Source organism: Campylobacter estrildidarum (assembly GCF_005406205.1).
GTDB classification, from domain to species: domain Bacteria; phylum Campylobacterota; class Campylobacteria; order Campylobacterales; family Campylobacteraceae; genus Campylobacter_D; species Campylobacter_D estrildidarum.
Window position 1 is genome coordinate 11,828 of sequence record NZ_NXLZ01000011.1, and the last position, 16,110, is coordinate 27,937.

The following is a 16,110-nucleotide window of genomic DNA, read 5'->3' on the forward strand; positions in this document are numbered from 1 at the left end:
TTTTATAAAAAACTCTCATATTCTTTTCCTATGTAAATTTGTCCATTTTTATCTATTATAGGACGTTTAATACAGCTTGGATTATTCAATACAATTTGTTTTAAATCGTTTTTATCTAAATTAATAATTTTATCTTTATTTAGTCCGAGCTTTTTAGAAGTTGTACCGGCTGTATTTATAAATTCTAAAATATCTCTTTTACTAAGCCAATCATCTAAAGTTTTCTCATCTAATTTTTTAATATCAAAAAAATCAAATTTAAGTTCTTTATTAGACAAAAAATCTTGTGCTTTTTTAACACTATTGCAATTTTTTATACCATAAAATTTTAACATTCTCTATTCCTTTTTAATAAGTCTGCAATTAAAAATGCAAGCTCTAAAGCTTGATCTGCATTTAATCTCGGATCGCATTGGGTTTTATAACGCTTGTTTAATTTTCTCATTGTAATATTACACGCACCACCTATGCATTCTGTAACGTTTTGACCTGTCATCTCAAGATGTACTCCCCCAGCATAAACTCCTTCACTAATTGCAATTTCAAAAAAATTTTTTATCTCTTGAGTAATTTTATCGAATTCACGCGTCTTATAATTACCAACTTTTGTAGTATTTCCGTGCATAGGATCGATACTATAAATTAAGTTTAAACCTTCACTTTTAAGCTTAGAAAAAATTTTTGGCAAATTGTGAGCGATTTTTTCAGCTCCCATACGAAAAATAATATTTAACTTACCCTCTTCATTATTTGGATTTAAGGAGTTTGCTAAAGCGATAATATCTTCAGCGTTAATATTTGCACCCATTTTAACACCTAAAGGATTTTTCACTCCACTTAAAAAATGAACATGTGCTTCATCAAGCGCTCTGGTTCTCTCACCAATCCACAGCATATGAGCAGAACAATCATAAATTTCTCCGCTTAAACTATCTACTCTAGTTAAAGCTTCTTCGTAAGGTAAAAGTAAAGCTTCGTGTGAGGTGTAAATACTAACCTCTTTTAAGCTGGGTGTATTTTGCGTATTAATACCACAAGCTTCCATAAAATTTAAAGCTTGCGAAATTTTCTCACTCATATCAGCATATTGTTTATGTAATTTATTTTTTTTCAAAAATCTCAAATTCCAGCGATGCACTTCATGCAAGTCCGCTAAACCACCCTTAGCAAAACCACGTAACAAATTTAAAGTTGCAGCACTTTGATAATAAGCCTCAATCATTCTATTAGGATCAGGAATTCTAGATTTTTGTTCAAATTTAAAATCATTAATAATATCTCCACGGTAACTAGGGAGTTGAACTCCATCAATCTCTTCAAAATCACTTGTTCTTGGCTTTGCAAATTGACCAGCTATACGACCGATTTTAACTACAGGACATCCGCCTGCAAATGTTAAAACTATAGCCATTTGAAGCAAAATTTTAAACATATCACGTATATTAACAGCACCGAAATTTTTAAAACTTTCTGCACAATCTCCACCTTGGAGCAAAAAAGCTTCCCCTTGTGAAACTTTTACTAAAGCTTTTTTAAGTTCTTTAACCTCTCCTGCGAAAACTAAAGGTGGAAGTTTTTGAAGCTTAGATAAAACTTTATCCAAATCCTTTCGATTTGGATAAATAGGTTGCTGCTTAACAGGATAATTACGCCAAGAATTAATATCCCATTTCATAATAAATTTTTAACTCTCAACTTCCTCTATAGGTAGAATAGCCAAATGGAGAAAGAGTGATTGGGACATGATAATGTTTTTGATCCTTAGAAAGCTCAAAACTAACCTCTATAAAAGGATAAAACGTATCAATTTTATGAGACATATAATAATCTTTAGTGTAAAATTTAAGCTTGTAAATTCCATTTACCCTATTTTCTGGTTTACTATAAGGTAAAAAATCGCCTATTCTTCCATCATCTTTTGTAAATTCTTCACCTATTTTCTGCCATTTTTGATTTTTTTCCATTTTATAAAGTTCTACCTTAACTTTAGGTGCAGGTTTTCCCGAAATAATATCCAAAACATGGGTACTCAATTGATACTGTGCAGCATTTAAAAATAATGGAACACTAATAATTAAAAACGCAACAATTTTTTTAACCGAAAACATTTTTTCTCCTTAATAAATAATTTTAATACATTTTGATTATAATAAAATATTCTTAACAAATATAATCAAATGATAAAAATTATTTAAAAAGATATTTTTTAGATGGGTAATATTAAATATTTACAACGATACAATCGCTGTAAATATTATTTTTTAAGTTCTTTAATACGAGCTGCTTTACCGCGTCTATCTCTAAGATAAAATAATCTTGCACGACGAACGCGACCTTTTCTTAATACACTTATATTTTCTAAGCTTTCACTATAAATTGGAAAAATTCTTTCAACACCTACATTATTAGCGCCAATTTTGCGAACTATAAAGGTTTCATCAACTCCATTACCTCTTCTAGCAATACAAACTCCTTCAAAATTTTGAATCCTTGTTTTATCTCCTTCTTTAATACGAATAGCAAGTTTTAAAGTATCGCCTGCACGAAAATCCGGAATATTTTTACCTTCGATTTGTTTAGCTTCAAATTGTTCTATATATTTATTTTTCATAAAAAATTCCTTATTTTTTGCGTTTATATTCTAAAAATAAATCTGGACGAAAAAATTTAGTTTTACAAAACGCTAAAGTAGTTTTTAAAGCTGTAATTTTAGCGTGATTACCCTTTAAAAACTCTGAAGGAGTATAAAAATGTTTAAATTTATTTTCAAAAACAAAAGGTTTTGCAAAAGATGGAGCTTCTAATAAATTATCTTCAAAGCTTTCCTCTTCTAAGCTATCTGCATTGCCTAAAACTCCACTTACATTCCTTAAAATTGCATCACACAATACCAAAGCTGGAAGTTCACCTCCAGTTAAAACAAAGTCTCCTATGCTAAAAACTTCATTGGCAAAAATTTCTATCACTCTTTCATCAATACCTTCATATCTGCCACATACAAAAACGATATGTTCTTTTTTGCTCAATCTTTTTGCATCTTTTTGCTGAAAAAGCTTTGCACTTGGGGTTAAAAAAACAAAATGCGATTTTTTTTCATTTTGTTTTATAAAATTTAAAGTGTTGTATAATGGCTCAATTTGCATCAAAAGTCCGGCTCCACCGCCTATTTTATAATCATCTACTTTATGGTAAGAATTTATAGTATAATCTCTTGGATTATAAAACTCTATTTCAAAAAGATTTTTTCTTCTTGCTTTTGCCAAAATAGAATCTTGAAAATAAAATTCAAGTAGATTAGGGAATAAAGAAACGAAACTAAATTTCATGAATTTTCCAAAATTGAAAAAGCATCTTGGGTGCAAAAAATGCTTTTTTTTCCTATATCTATATCAGTTATAAATTTGTCCATATAAGGAATAAAAAATGTTTTAGCATAAAGATCAACAAAAATTTCGCTTGTTTGAATTTCAAATAAAAATGAACTTCCGACCTCTAAAATATCGATTACCCTTCCTAAATTTTGTTCCTTATAAAATACTTGGCATTTTAAAATATCAAAATAAAAAAATTCATCTTTTTTTAATTTGCAGGTTTTTCGCGTAGTTTCAATGCTTTGATATAAGATCGTATTGACAAGATCTTTTGCTTTTTCAATATCCTCATAGTTTTCAAATAATACAGAAGAATTTGAAGGATTATAAAATTTTATTGTTATTTTTTTCTGACCCTTCTTAATAAAAAAAGAAGAGCCCTTTTTAAATTGAGATGCAAAATCGCTAAGATTATGAAGTTTTATATAGCCCTTAAGGCCGATAGTTTTTCCAAGCTTTGCAACTTGAACAAAATCGTTTTCACTCAAGCGCTTTAACCGTTACACGATAACTTGTTGCATCTTTACTCTTAAAAGCAGATACAAAAGTCTTAATCGCATTGATCATTTTTCCATTTTTACCAATGAGTTTTCCTGTATCGGCTTTATCAACATAAAGTATAATTTCAGCAAAATTCTCGCCAAGCTCAATTCTTTCAGTTGAAATTTTATTCGGATAATCTACTATAAGCTTAGCATATTCTTTTAAAAAATTCTCAACCATAATTATTTACTAGTAATTGAAGCAACTTTATCGCTTAACTTAGCACCTACGCTTTTCCAGTAAGCTAAACGTTCAGAATCAAACTTAATCACTTCAGGTTCAACCATAGGATTATAATATCCTATACTTTCTATCCAGCCACCATCACGGCGTTTTCTACTATCAGTTACTACTATACGATAAAATGGCCTTTTTGTTCTTCCCATTCTTGTAAGTCTAATTACTGTCATTATTTCTCCTTAAAAATAAAATTTTATTTATAAATATTACAAAATATTTATAAATAAAATTTCAAAACTGTCTTCTAGATTGATTCATCATTTGCATTAAGCTATCCATGCCTTTTTTTCCCGAAAATCTTTTAGCAAGTTTCGCTGCATTGCTAAATTGTTTTAAAAAACGATTGACCTCCATTTGAGACAAACCAGCACCTTTTGCTATGCGACATTTTCTAGCATTATTGAGCAAATCTGGATTTTCTCGTTCTTTTTGAGTCATAGAAGAAATCATTGCCTTAATGTGTAAAATTTCTTTTGAATTATCAAGATCAAGATCTTTTATTCCAGAAGCCATATTAGAAAGTCCAGGTATCATACCAATAAGAGATTTCATATTGCCAAGCTTTTTAATACTTTCCATTTGATTTAAAAAGTCATTAAAATTAAATTCACCCTTTTTAATTTTTTGATTAAGTTTTTTGGCCTCTTTTTCATCGATTATAGTAGCAGTTTTTTCAGCTAAAGTTGCTAAATCACCCTCGCCCATAATACGGCTTACGATTCTATCGGGTATAAAAATTTCCAAATCTGGTATTTTTTCACCAACCCCTATAAATCTCAAAGGGATTCCTATTTGTTTAGCTATACCCAAAGCAATACCGCCTTTGGTATCTGCGTCAAATTTGGATAAAATCACACCGCTGATGCCTAAAGCTTGATTAAAACTCGCTGCTGTTTTAACTCCATCTTGACCACTCATCGCATCTGCAACATAAAATATTTCATTAGGATTTAAAACTTCTTTTATTTTTTTTAATTCATCCATTAAAATTTCATCAATAGCTAAACGACCTGCTGTATCAACTAGCAAAACATCTACTATAGAATTTTTAGCTTTTTCCAAAGCTTTTTTAGCTACTTCTATAGGATTTTTTTCATTTTCAATATAAAAAAGTTCAATCTCATTTGCACTGCAAAGCTGCTTAAGTTGCTCTACCGCTGCTAAACGTTGTAAATCACAAGCGGCAACTAAAACTTTTTTATTACGGAGTTTTAAATAGTTTGCAAGTTTAATTGTAGAAGTAGTTTTACCACCACCTTGTAAACCTGTCATCAAAACGATTGTTGGAGGTTTTGAAGCAAAAACAAAACCTTGATTCTTCCCATCAACATTAAGAATACGCTCTAAATTAATTTTAATAGCATTTAAAAATTGTTTTTGCCCTATACCATTTTTTTTAACATCTTCTTCAACAAAAATGAGCAAATCTTTAACTACTTTATGATGTACATCTGCTTTAAGAAGAGATTTTTTTAAGGTTTCTAAAGCGTTTTTCAGTGCTTTTTCGTCATCAATAAAACGCAATTTATTAATCGCTGACTTAAAAGATTCACCAATTAATTCAAACACTTAATCACCTTTCTATTCTAAATATTAATCAAAGCTTGTATTATATAAAATTTTTTCTTAAAAGCCTTTAAAAATCCAAACTTTTTAATTCAAAACCAAATTGTGAAAAATTATTTTCTAATTCTGCTTTAAATTTATAATCAAAAATTTGTATCTCATAACTATGCAAATACATTCTATTACTAGAAATCTTTGCATACTTCTCATCTCCTATAATTGCGTGCTTAATAAATTTAGCATGAACTCTAATTTGATGAGTTCTGCCTGTTTTAATAATCACCTTTGCTAAAGTTTTCTTAGCTTGTACCATAATAGGTATAAATATACTAGATGCATTTAAGCCTTCTCTAGAAATTTTACTCAAAGCACCTTTGTGAGTTTTTATGGTTAAAATTGGCTCATTAACTTCAACTTCTTCTGCTAAAATTCCATCTAAAATTGCTAAATAACTTTTATAAACTCTTTGTTTTTTAAACTCATCAATGCAAAGTTTTCTAAAATTTTCATCTTTACAAAGCAAAACAACTCCGCTAGTTTCTTTATCGATACGATTAAGCAATTTCGCACAAAATTTTTTTTCAAGATCTTCGCTAATATATGCATAGGGCTTATTTATAGCAATAATTTTATCATCTTCAAAAATCACTTTAGGTTCTACTATCTTTAAAATATTAAATTTTGTTTTATGATTCATTAAAGCTCTTGCAATGGTTACTTTTCTTCCGCTTGCAAAAACGCAACCCTTGTCTATCAAATCCTTTGCTTCACGATTAGAAATGTTTTCTTGTAAAGCTAAAATTTTATATGCTTTTTCCTGCATCAATTCCTTTCTCTATTGCTTGCAATACAATCGATAAATCATTGCTTTTTTTTATTTTTGCTTTTATACTGCTATGATGGATCTTATCATCTAATTCTTTTAATTTTTCACAAAAATAAACATTTTCAACTTCGCCAAATAGAACCTTTTGATTATGTATATAAATTCCAGATATTAAAACATTTTCAAAAGAAGCCACTTCTATAGGATTATGACCCCCTATATCTTTCAAAAAAGATCCTCCAAGTACAACTACATCAGAAATAGCATAAAAATTTACAAGCTCACCTAAGGCATCAAGCAATAAAATATTTTTATCAAATTTCTTATTTTGAGTATTTAAAAAACTAAATTTATCAAATTCTAAACCTCTATTTTTAAGTAAATTTTCAACCTCTAAAAAACGTTCAGGATGTCTTGGCGCAATAATAAGTTTTTCATTTGCTCTTAAGTTAAAATAATCAAGCAATAATTCTTCTTCACCTGCGTGAGTGCTTGCAAAAATAATTAACTTTTCTTTAGGTTTAAAATACTGTTCATTCGGTACAATTTCTAAATTTGCTTTAATATTTTTTATAATTTTAATATTTTTGGCACCCAATTTTTCCAGTCTAGATTTATCTATGTCGCTTTGAGCAAAAATTTCGTCTATATAAGAAAAAATTTTTCTATAAAAAAAACTAAATTTTTGATAATTTTTATACGACTTATCTGAAATTCTAGCATTAAGCAAAATGATTTTACTTTTTTGAAATTTTGCTGTAAAAATGAGCATTAACCAATATTCTGCTTCAAAAATAACTAAAACCTTTGAAGGTTTCAACCAAAATGGTATCCAATTTTCAAAAGCAAGATAATTTACCTTATTGCAAAATTCTTTAGCACACTCAAAACCGGTTTGAGTTATAGTGGTGATTCTTGAGTCAAAATTTAAGGCAAGTTGCTTAATACTTTTTGCTTCTCCATAAGAACAAACATGAAAATGCACATCAGATTTTTTCTGACATATATTTCGAAACAAAAAAAAACGAGCTTTTAGGCTATTTTTATATTTTTGCTTAAAAAACGAAAGTACAAAAATAGGAATGGCGCAAATTAAAAAAACCATCCATATTAAAATATAATAAAAAAAAATCAACTCTTATCTTGTTCTTTATATAAAATTCTACCACAATGTGGACAAGTTACAATTTCTTCACCCTTTATTACAGCTAAGTAAGTTTTATCATAAATTTTCATAAAACAACCATAGCATGCTTGTTTTTTAACTGCAACTACAGCTGTATTTTTAGCCCATTTTCTAACTTTTTCATAAAAACTCAAAACCTTTTGATTTATATCTGCAACAAGTTTAGTTTTTTTATTGTATATATCCATTCTTTCTTTTTCTAAAATTTCTATCTGAGAATTAACATTTTTTTTAATCTCGTCTATATTTTTTTCTTCCTTTGTTTTCTCTTCTAAAAGTTCTTTTTTGAAATTTTCTTTATTTTCTAAAATTTTATCCAAGCGAATTATCTCGTCATTAGCTGCATCAAGCTGTTCTTTGGCGATATCTTCTTCAATTTTTAAAGCATTTGCTTCTTTTTCAGTTTTAACCGCTCCACTTTTTTTGCTAAGCTCCTTAATCTTAGCGGAAAATTCAGCAATATGTGCATTATTTTGAATTTTTTGATTTTCTATATCTTTAATATCAGAATCTAGATCATTTAACTGAATATTTAACTTGCTTATTTTATTTTCAGCATCTTTTAAATTTTTACTTATACTCTCTATTTTTGGTTCAAAACTATCAATCTCTTGATCTATTTTTGATAAAAGCACTAATTGTTCGAGATATTTATTCATATAAATTCCTTAAAAATATTGAAATGGATTTTTTGAAACTGATATTATAACCTTTAGTGGCAAATTTTTCAAGTCTTTTGCTAAACATTGTGAAAAATAACGTTCGCTTTCAAAATGCCCTAAATCTATCAAGCTTAAATCATTACTTATTGCTTCCATAGCTTGATGATATTTAAAATCACCGCTCAAAAAACAATCCGCATCAACTTTAGAAATTAAATCTCCACCGCTTCCAGTGCAAACAGCAATTCGATTAATTTTTTCTTTTCCACAATGGCTAAACTTTAAAACAGATAAATTTAATTTTTCTTTTAAGTACTTGCATAAATCAAAAAAATCAATCTGCTTGTCAATATAAATCAAAAATTCATCTTTTAAAGCTATTTTAAAATTTAAAATTTCTTCAACAAAATAAGAATTTAAATGGCTTAAATCAAAATTAGTATGCATAGAAATTAATGCTATATTTTTTTCAATCATTTTTTTTATAAATGCTCTAGGATAATTTAAATTTGCTAAATCTTTCAAACCTTTAAAAATCAAAGGATGATGAGTAATAAATAAAGAATTATTTTCAGCTTGTTCTATTAAATTTTCATCTATATCTAAACTTAAATATACAGTATTAATCTCATCTTGATTATTTCCAAGCAAAAGACCGCTATTATCCCAGTTCTCTTGACTATCAAAGGGGCTTAATCGATCTAAAAAATTATAAATTTCAATCAGTTTCATTTGTCTTTTTGTACACTTGAGCACAATTTTTGGAAAGTTCGCGAATTTTTAACATATAATCTTGTCTTTGTGCTACAGAAATAGCACCTCTTGCATCAAGAAGATTAAAAGTATGTGCAGCAAGCATACAATAATCATAAGCAGGTAATGCTAATTCTTGATCTAAGATATTTTTACATTCCTTATAAGCATTTTCAAATTGTTGATTTAAAAAGTCAACACTACTTATTTCAAAATTATATTTACTAAATTCATATTCATTTTGCTTATGGATATCACCATAAGTTATTTTTCGTCCCTGAAATTCACTCCAAACTATATCATAAACATTATCAATATTTTGAAGATACATAGCTATTCTTTCAAGTCCATAAGTAATCTCTGCACTTACTAAATCTACTGATATACCACCAACTTGCTGAAAATAAGTAAATTGAGTTACCTCCATGCCATCAAGCCAAACTTCCCAACCAAGCCCCCAAGCTCCTAAACTTGGACTTTCCCAGTTATCTTCTACAAAACGTATATCATGATTTTTTAAATCAAAACCTAAATTTTCTAAACTTCTAAGATAAAGTTCTTGTATATTTTCTGGACTAGGTTTAATCAAAACTTGAAATTGATAATAAGCTCCTAAACGATTTGGATTTTCTCCATATCTTCCATCTGTTGGGCGGCGAGAAGGTGCAACATAAGCTACAGCCCAAGGCTGCTTTCCAAGACTCCTTAAAAAAGTAGCAGGATGAAAAGTTCCAGCACCTGCGGGCATATCATAAGGTTGCATAATAGCACAACCTTGCTCTTGCCAAAATTCTTGTAATCTTAATATCATTTGAGAAAAATTCATTTTAGCCTTCTTTTGTATTATCTTGATCTTTTTTCATCTCTAAATCAGGCTCACCTTTTGCTCCAAAGATTTCAGCAGTTTTATTCCACATAAGTTTATATTTGCGTTTTAAAAATTCAATCTCTTCTCTTGCGTGCTTTAATTCGTTATTTAAAGTATCTATTGTTTTTCTATCTTCATCATAAAGCTCTTGCATAGAATAAAGAGCGTCTTTTAAAAATTTATTCTCATTTTTTAAAGCTTCTAAGGTTTCATCTTTTGCATCTAAAACTTTTTCATGCAAATTTAAAATTGTGCCTATAGTTTTTTCTACAAAACTCTCTCCAGCTAAAGTCATAGAATTAACCATAGCAGATTGAGAATTAGAAGAGGTTGGAACGACACTGAAAGTACCCTGATTGGCCTCTATATAAATTTTTCCATCTTCTTCTTTAAAATTTAAAGCACCATTTGCCATCATACCCCTAACAACATCTTCATTTAAGTGAACAAGTTTACAAAACTCCTCAAGTTCCAAATATGTTTGCATTTTTATCCTTTATAATAAAACTTCCACGCTATTAGAATCAACTATCAATTTCTCTTCTTTTATTTCCCTATCTTTTTTTAAAGAATGAGCCAATTTATCATCATTTAAAGCAAGAATTTGCATAGCTAAATAAGCAGCATTTTGAGCTCCAGCTTTGCCTATGGCTAAAGTTGCAACAGGAATTCCACTTGGCATTTGCACGGTTGAAAAAAGAGAATCCATACTTGCTAAATTACTTCCTGGCATAGGAACTCCTAAAACTGGCTTAGTTGTATAAGCGGCAACCGCTCCTGCCAAATGTGCTGCCATACCTGCAGCTGCTATAAAAACTTGAGCACCCTTTTCTTCTGCTTTTTTAATATATTCTCTAGTGCGTTTTGGGCTACGATGTGCTGAAGTGATTATAAGCTCATATTTTACTTCAAAATTTTCAAATACTTTTGCGCATTCTTTCATTATTTCATAATCGCTCTTACTCCCCATTAAAATTGAAATAAATTTCATAAAACTTCCTTTCTTAGAAAACTAAAAGCACTAATTTTAATCGGCATTTTAACCTTATTTTCATTTCCACTGTGAATTTCTGTTAATTCTTTATTGTTTTTTGTAGTTAATTTTTTAAATTCTATAAAATATTTATCTTGTTTTTTATAAATTTTACCAATTTCATTGTCACAACTTTCTATTTTTTCACCTAATGGGGTTAAAATTTCATAAGGCGTATCTAAAACAATTTTACCCTTGCACTTAAAATGCTCTCCATCTTCAACAATAGCATGAACTTGATGCGTCCCTTCTTCTATACTAGAATAATGATTTTGAGTATCTATTTTTTCTAAAGGACGTGATACCAAATAACCATCTGTAAAGCCTCGATTTTTAAGAGTATAAATTTCTTTTTCATATTTATTAGAATCAAATTTCCCTTCTAAAACATCATTGACTGCCATTTTATAAGTTCTTGTAGTTAGTGCAACATAATATTCGCTTTTAGTACGTCCTTCTATTTTAAATGCACTGATACAATTTTCTTGCATAATTTTTTCTATATAAGAACATAAGTTAAGATCTTTGGAATTAAAAATATGGGTTCCGTTTTCATCTTCTTCAAGCCTAAAAAGTGTATTATTTTCAGGGTTTTTAGCATAAAGTTCGTAATTAAACCGACAATCATTAGCGCAAGATCCTCTATTACTCATTCTTCCGCTTTGAACAGAACTAATCAAGCAACGCCCAGAATAAGCAAAACACATAGAACCATGCACAAAAGCTTCAAGTTCTATATCACAGTTTTCTTTTAAAATTTTAGCATCTTTAAGCCCTAACTCTCTTGCAATTACAATGCGTTTAGCTCCCATATTTTTATAAACTTGTGCATCAAGATAATTTAAAACATTAGCCTGCGTAGATATGTGCAAAGGAATTTCGGGTGCTAATTCGCTTGCTAACTTCATAGCTCCAACCGAAGCAATAATAAAGGCATCTGGCTTCATATCACGAAGTTTTAAAATATGTCGCTTAAGACCCTCAACTTGACCACTTAAATGAAAACCATTTAAGGTAACATAAATTTTTTTATCTTTATCATGTGTGTATTTTACAGCCTCTTCGAAAGTTTCGTAGTTAAATTCTTTTGCAGTGCGAGAACGCAAAGAAAAATTATTTACCCCGGCATAAATCGCATCAGCTCCGTAAGCTAGGGCTATTTTTAGTTTTGTAAAATTCCCAGCAGGAGCTACGATCTCCGGAATAATCATTTTTTACCTAAATTTGCTATCAATGCTTCTATATCATCATTACTTACAACATCTGCTGTGCTATCACCTTCTATATGAACTGCGGAACCAACTCGCTTACTATCGTCGATTTTACCTTCAAATAAAGAATTCATATAGTGGCTCAATGCACGCATTACATTGATTACGCGTTCTATTTTTTGACGATGGATATCTTGGTATTGCATTGAATCCATAGCCAACATAACTTCATCTTGGCCACTTTGTAATTTTTCAGCAATTTCATCACTTGTTTTTTTAACATTTCTGTTTAATTCTAAAGCTTCTTTAAAACTCTCGACATTAGGAAACTTCTCATTTAATCTAGAAAATATTTCAATATTTTTATCTAAAATTTTACCAATCTCACTAAGCAAACCTTCAGAATCAGCAAAAAAATTATTAATATTTTCAAGTTTTTCCATCATTTCAGTAGCTTTTTGCTCACTATCTCTTGTTACATCATCTAATTGATGGACTACTTTATGTTCTTGACTCGGTGGTGGTGGTGGCCATGCAACATCAGGATTTGGTCTATATCCAGATACTTTGGCATCTTCTAATTGCTGCACTTCTTCTTTTTGTGCTTCATTACTTTGTAAATCAGATTCATTTCCAACTTCTAATTCTAAATTACTAGAGTCTATATCATCACTATCCATCAAAGCATCAAGTTCTTCTTGGGTCATCTCTTTCCTTCTCTATTTTCAAAAAATATTTCATAGTGGTAGAATTATAATAAAATTTATCTAAAATTAAAATAATAAACTTTTATGTTTTACAATAAAACCAACTGATACTATTTTTTAATTATGATATGATAAAATTTTATAAAATTATTACTTAAATAAGGAGATGAAAATGGGTAAATTTGTTAGCAATATAGATGAATTTTTTAATTTTTGCAAACAAAATGAAGTGATTTTTGTAGATTTTCGTTTTACAGATATGATAGGAACTTGGCATCATATTACCTACAATATACATTCAATTAGCAAAGAAACGTTTGATACAGGAATTCCATTTGATGGCAGTTCTTTGCAAGGATGGCAACCGATTGAAAAATCAGATATGATTTTAAAGCCTGATGCACAAAGTGCATTTTTAGATCCTTTTACAGCGGATCCAACAATTATAGTTTTTTGTGATGTATATGATATTTACAAAGAACAAATGTATGAAAAATGTCCAAGAAGTATTGCAAAAAAAACAATACAATATCTTAAAGATAGTGGTATAGCCGACACAGCTTATTTTGGACCAGAAAATGAATTTTTTATATTTGATAGTGTAAAAATAGTAGATGCAACCCACTGTTCAAAATATGAAGTAGATACCGAAGAAGGCGAATGGAATGATGATAGAGAATTTGTAGATAGTTACAATACGGGTCATCGTCCTCGAAAAAAAGGAGGATATTTTCCTGTTCAACCTGTAGATTCTTCGGTGGATATTAGAGCCGAAATGATTCAAACTCTTGAAAAAGTTGGAATTAAAACTTTTGTCCATCATCACGAAGTTGCACAAGGTCAAGTAGAAATTGGAGTAAAGTATGATACGCTTGTAGAAGCCGCTGATAATGTTCAAATTTATAAATACGTTATCAAAATGATCGCTCACCTAAATGGAAAAACTGCAACATTCATGCCAAAGCCGCTTTATGGAGATAATGGGAGCGGAATGCACGTACATATGAGTTTATGGAAAGATGGAGTGAATTTATTTTATGATAAAGAAGGATATAGCCATTTAAGTCAAACTGCTATAAATTATATAGGAGGTATTTTAAAAAATGCAAGAAGTGTCGCTGCTTTTACAAATCCTAGCTCAAACTCTTATAAAAGGATAGTTCCGGGTTTCGAAGCTCCTTGTATTTTAACCTATTCTTGTCAAAACAGGAGTGCAAGTTGTCGCATACCTTATGGTATTGGTAAAAATTCTGCTCGCATAGAAATCCGCTTTCCTGATAGCACCGCTAATCCTTATCTTGCTTTTGTAAGTTTATTAATGGCAGGCCTTGATGGAATAAAAAACAAAACCATTCCGGTTGGACCAATGGATGAAAATTTATTTGATTTAACCTTAGATGAAATTCGTGAAAAAGGCATCGAGCAGCTACCCCATACTTTAAGAGGGAGTCTAGAAGCACTCATTCGCAACAATACCTATCTAAAACCTGTGATGAGCGATCTTTTTATAGATGATTATCAACATTTAAAATTCGAAACTCAAGTATGGCCTGTTGAAGCACGACCTACCGCTTATGAGTTTAAAACTTGTTATTCCTGCTAAGATTTATTAAAAAAATAATAGGAGTTAAAAATACTCCTATGAATTTAAATGCTTAATTTTTACTACGTAAAACTTACAAAATTAAGCCTTAACATCTACACTTCTATGTTTAGTTTTAGAACTTAATTTACTAAGGTGATTAGAGTTGGAATTGTTATCATTAGAATTATTGTTATTGCTCTTAGAATTGTTATTTGTATTGTCATTATCTATTTTTACATTAAAAAGAATTTCTAATTCTTTTGCTAAATCAAATTTATTTTCAAGAAGTTTTTTTATGAGTTCATTTCTTATATTATCATCTTTATAAGTTTCTTTATTTTTGCTTTCTGCTTGGATGGGTTTGAAGGGTTTTTGAGTATTGTCATTTTGTGTTTTTTGATCTTGGATATTTTGTTCTGTAATTATACTTGAGATATTATTATTTTGGTTTTTAGTATTATTTTTTACCCATTCTTGGACAGCTTGTTTAAAATCTTCTATATTTGTATATTTATATGTTAAACTTTCATAATCCAATAATTTCTTAAATAATTCATTAATTGAACTAGGATCATTTAATACAAGAGTAGAATTACTGATATTAAGGTTGTTAGCAAAGCTATTTAAATCTCGCACCTCTTCTATGCTCATATTTTTATCATAACCATTGAGTTTTCCTGCTATAGTTGTTTCTCCCTCTATAAGAGAGTTTTGTCCCATCATACCTGATAAAAATGTCATTAATACACCACCCTTGCTTATAGTGCCATCATGATTTTTATAAAAATTTTCTCCTATATCTGTCTTTAAATTACTTGAAGCAAATATATTATCATTTTTTTTAATATAACCATTTGGATCACTATCTTGCCAACTTGGAAAACTTAAAGAGTGTTCTATAGGGTTTTCATAAATTGGAAGATTGTCAGTCTTTAAGGCGTTTTCAAATTCTTCTTTGGTGTGATAAATATTTGTTATTTGTAATGTTTTTTTATTGAAATCAAATCCTAAAGGAATTTTATTTATATCTTCAGTTGTAAAATTTCCTTTTGGATCATCAATAAGTTGTGAAAAAACTTTATAAGCATTTCCTATGGTTTTAGCTATATTGACATTATCAAAAAATTTATGATCGGATTTTGTAATATAATCAGCTAAATTTTGAACTCCTTTAGCATAAATCTTATAATCTTTAGGTATTCCTGCAGCTTCATTGAAATCACTTGTAAAAAAACCATCTTCATCTACACCATAACCTAGTATTTTATCTATAGCTTGTGATTTATCACTTACTAAATTTGAATTTGTTTGTTTAATTTGTTTTAAAGAAGTATTGTTTGAGATATTATTTGAATTTATGTTATTGTTTGAATTTATATTGTTATTTATTTCTTTATTATTATCTACTAAATCATTTGTTTTAGAATTCTTTTTAGAATTTAAAGTATTTGTATAGTAATTATAATTTGAGTAAGAATTTATACTATTTATCATTTTTTACTGCCTTTTGATTAGTGTAGTAGATAATATTTACCATTTCTACCCTGTATATCGGTAGA

Annotated in this window: 20 protein-coding genes; 1 reads left to right on the forward strand and 19 read right to left on the reverse strand. The window is 29.2% G+C overall.

The annotated features are described in order from the left end of the window. Positions 1-2: 2 nt before the first annotated feature. From CQA69_RS06475 to CQA69_RS06560, 18 genes are all read right to left on the reverse strand, one after another. A complete protein-coding gene (locus tag CQA69_RS06475; protein ID WP_137620974.1) occupies positions 3-335 on the reverse strand; it encodes an arsenate reductase family protein in 333 nt (110 codons plus the stop codon). Next, positions 329-1,675, reverse strand: coding sequence for a class II 3-deoxy-7-phosphoheptulonate synthase (locus CQA69_RS06480; RefSeq protein WP_137620975.1), 1,347 nt, complete (start codon positions 1,673-1,675; stop codon positions 329-331). Before CQA69_RS06480 ends, CQA69_RS06475 begins: the two co-directional genes overlap by 7 nt. A gap of 16 nt (positions 1,676-1,691) precedes the next feature. Next, positions 1,692-2,108, reverse strand: a complete 417-nt coding sequence (gene uraH, locus CQA69_RS06485) for a hydroxyisourate hydrolase (RefSeq protein WP_137620976.1) — start codon at positions 2,106-2,108, stop codon at positions 1,692-1,694. A gap of 146 nt (positions 2,109-2,254) precedes the next feature. Beyond that, complete coding sequence (gene rplS / locus CQA69_RS06490; RefSeq protein ID WP_137620977.1) at positions 2,255-2,611, reverse strand: 50S ribosomal protein L19; 357 nt, start codon at positions 2,609-2,611, stop codon at positions 2,255-2,257. Positions 2,612-2,621: 10 nt separating this feature from the next. Then, the gene (gene trmD / locus CQA69_RS06495; protein ID WP_137620978.1) at positions 2,622-3,326 is read right to left on the reverse strand and encodes a tRNA (guanosine(37)-N1)-methyltransferase TrmD; all 705 of its coding nucleotides are present in this window, start codon (positions 3,324-3,326) and stop codon (positions 2,622-2,624) included. Then, positions 3,323-3,859: a ribosome maturation factor RimM gene (gene rimM / locus CQA69_RS06500; protein ID WP_137620979.1), complete on the reverse strand. Its 537-nt coding sequence runs from the start codon at positions 3,857-3,859 to the stop codon at positions 3,323-3,325. Before rimM ends, trmD begins: the two co-directional genes overlap by 4 nt. Then, positions 3,852-4,094 (reverse strand): KH domain-containing protein, encoded by a 243-nt coding sequence (locus CQA69_RS06505; RefSeq protein ID WP_137620980.1) that lies wholly within the window; start codon positions 4,092-4,094, stop codon positions 3,852-3,854. The genes rimM and CQA69_RS06505 overlap by 8 nt, the downstream gene beginning before the upstream one ends. A gap of 2 nt (positions 4,095-4,096) precedes the next feature. Then, the gene (rpsP, locus tag CQA69_RS06510) at positions 4,097-4,324 is read right to left on the reverse strand and encodes a 30S ribosomal protein S16 (protein ID WP_137620981.1); all 228 of its coding nucleotides are present in this window, start codon (positions 4,322-4,324) and stop codon (positions 4,097-4,099) included. A gap of 61 nt (positions 4,325-4,385) precedes the next feature. Next, entirely contained in the window at positions 4,386-5,723 is a 1,338-nt protein-coding gene (ffh, locus tag CQA69_RS06515; RefSeq protein ID WP_137620982.1) for a signal recognition particle protein, read from the reverse strand. 67 nt (positions 5,724-5,790) lie between these two features. Then, a complete protein-coding gene (locus tag CQA69_RS06520) occupies positions 5,791-6,543 on the reverse strand; it encodes a pseudouridine synthase family protein (RefSeq protein WP_137620983.1) in 753 nt (250 codons plus the stop codon). Beyond that, positions 6,524-7,681: a lipid IV(A) 3-deoxy-D-manno-octulosonic acid transferase gene (gene waaA / locus CQA69_RS06525; RefSeq protein ID WP_137620984.1), complete on the reverse strand. Its 1,158-nt coding sequence runs from the start codon at positions 7,679-7,681 to the stop codon at positions 6,524-6,526. Before waaA ends, CQA69_RS06520 begins: the two co-directional genes overlap by 20 nt. Further along, positions 7,678-8,391 (reverse strand): zinc ribbon domain-containing protein, encoded by a 714-nt coding sequence (locus tag CQA69_RS06530; protein ID WP_137620985.1) that lies wholly within the window; start codon positions 8,389-8,391, stop codon positions 7,678-7,680. The genes waaA and CQA69_RS06530 overlap by 4 nt, the downstream gene beginning before the upstream one ends. A 9-nt stretch (positions 8,392-8,400) precedes the next feature. Continuing rightward, a complete protein-coding gene (locus tag CQA69_RS06535; RefSeq protein ID WP_137620986.1) occupies positions 8,401-9,126 on the reverse strand; it encodes a Nif3-like dinuclear metal center hexameric protein in 726 nt (241 codons plus the stop codon). Next, entirely contained in the window at positions 9,113-9,973 is an 861-nt protein-coding gene (gene glyQ / locus CQA69_RS06540) for a glycine--tRNA ligase subunit alpha (RefSeq protein WP_137620987.1), read from the reverse strand. The genes CQA69_RS06535 and glyQ overlap by 14 nt, the downstream gene beginning before the upstream one ends. Before the next feature lies 1 nt (position 9,974). Continuing rightward, complete coding sequence (locus tag CQA69_RS06545; protein ID WP_137620988.1) at positions 9,975-10,502, reverse strand: DUF3972 domain-containing protein; 528 nt, start codon at positions 10,500-10,502, stop codon at positions 9,975-9,977. 9 nt (positions 10,503-10,511) lie between these two features. Next, positions 10,512-11,006 (reverse strand): 5-(carboxyamino)imidazole ribonucleotide mutase, encoded by a 495-nt coding sequence (gene purE / locus CQA69_RS06550; protein ID WP_137620989.1) that lies wholly within the window; start codon positions 11,004-11,006, stop codon positions 10,512-10,514. Then, on the reverse strand, positions 11,003-12,259 hold the full coding sequence (locus CQA69_RS06555; protein ID WP_137620990.1) for a peptidase U32 family protein: 1,257 nt from the start codon (positions 12,257-12,259) through the stop codon (positions 11,003-11,005). The genes purE and CQA69_RS06555 overlap by 4 nt, the downstream gene beginning before the upstream one ends. Further along, the gene (locus CQA69_RS06560) at positions 12,256-12,966 is read right to left on the reverse strand and encodes a chemotaxis protein (RefSeq protein ID WP_137620991.1); all 711 of its coding nucleotides are present in this window, start codon (positions 12,964-12,966) and stop codon (positions 12,256-12,258) included. Before CQA69_RS06560 ends, CQA69_RS06555 begins: the two co-directional genes overlap by 4 nt. A gap of 172 nt (positions 12,967-13,138) precedes the next feature. Between CQA69_RS06560 and glnA the strand changes: the two genes are divergently transcribed. After that, the gene (gene glnA / locus CQA69_RS06565; RefSeq protein ID WP_137620992.1) at positions 13,139-14,569 is read left to right on the forward strand and encodes a type I glutamate--ammonia ligase; all 1,431 of its coding nucleotides are present in this window, start codon (positions 13,139-13,141) and stop codon (positions 14,567-14,569) included. 81 nt (positions 14,570-14,650) lie between these two features. On the opposite strand, the gene CQA69_RS08985 is transcribed toward glnA, so the two are convergent. Continuing rightward, entirely contained in the window at positions 14,651-16,045 is a 1,395-nt protein-coding gene (locus tag CQA69_RS08985; RefSeq protein WP_171000353.1) for a Cj0814 family flagellar-dependent secreted protein, read from the reverse strand. Positions 16,046-16,110 lie beyond the last annotated feature (65 nt).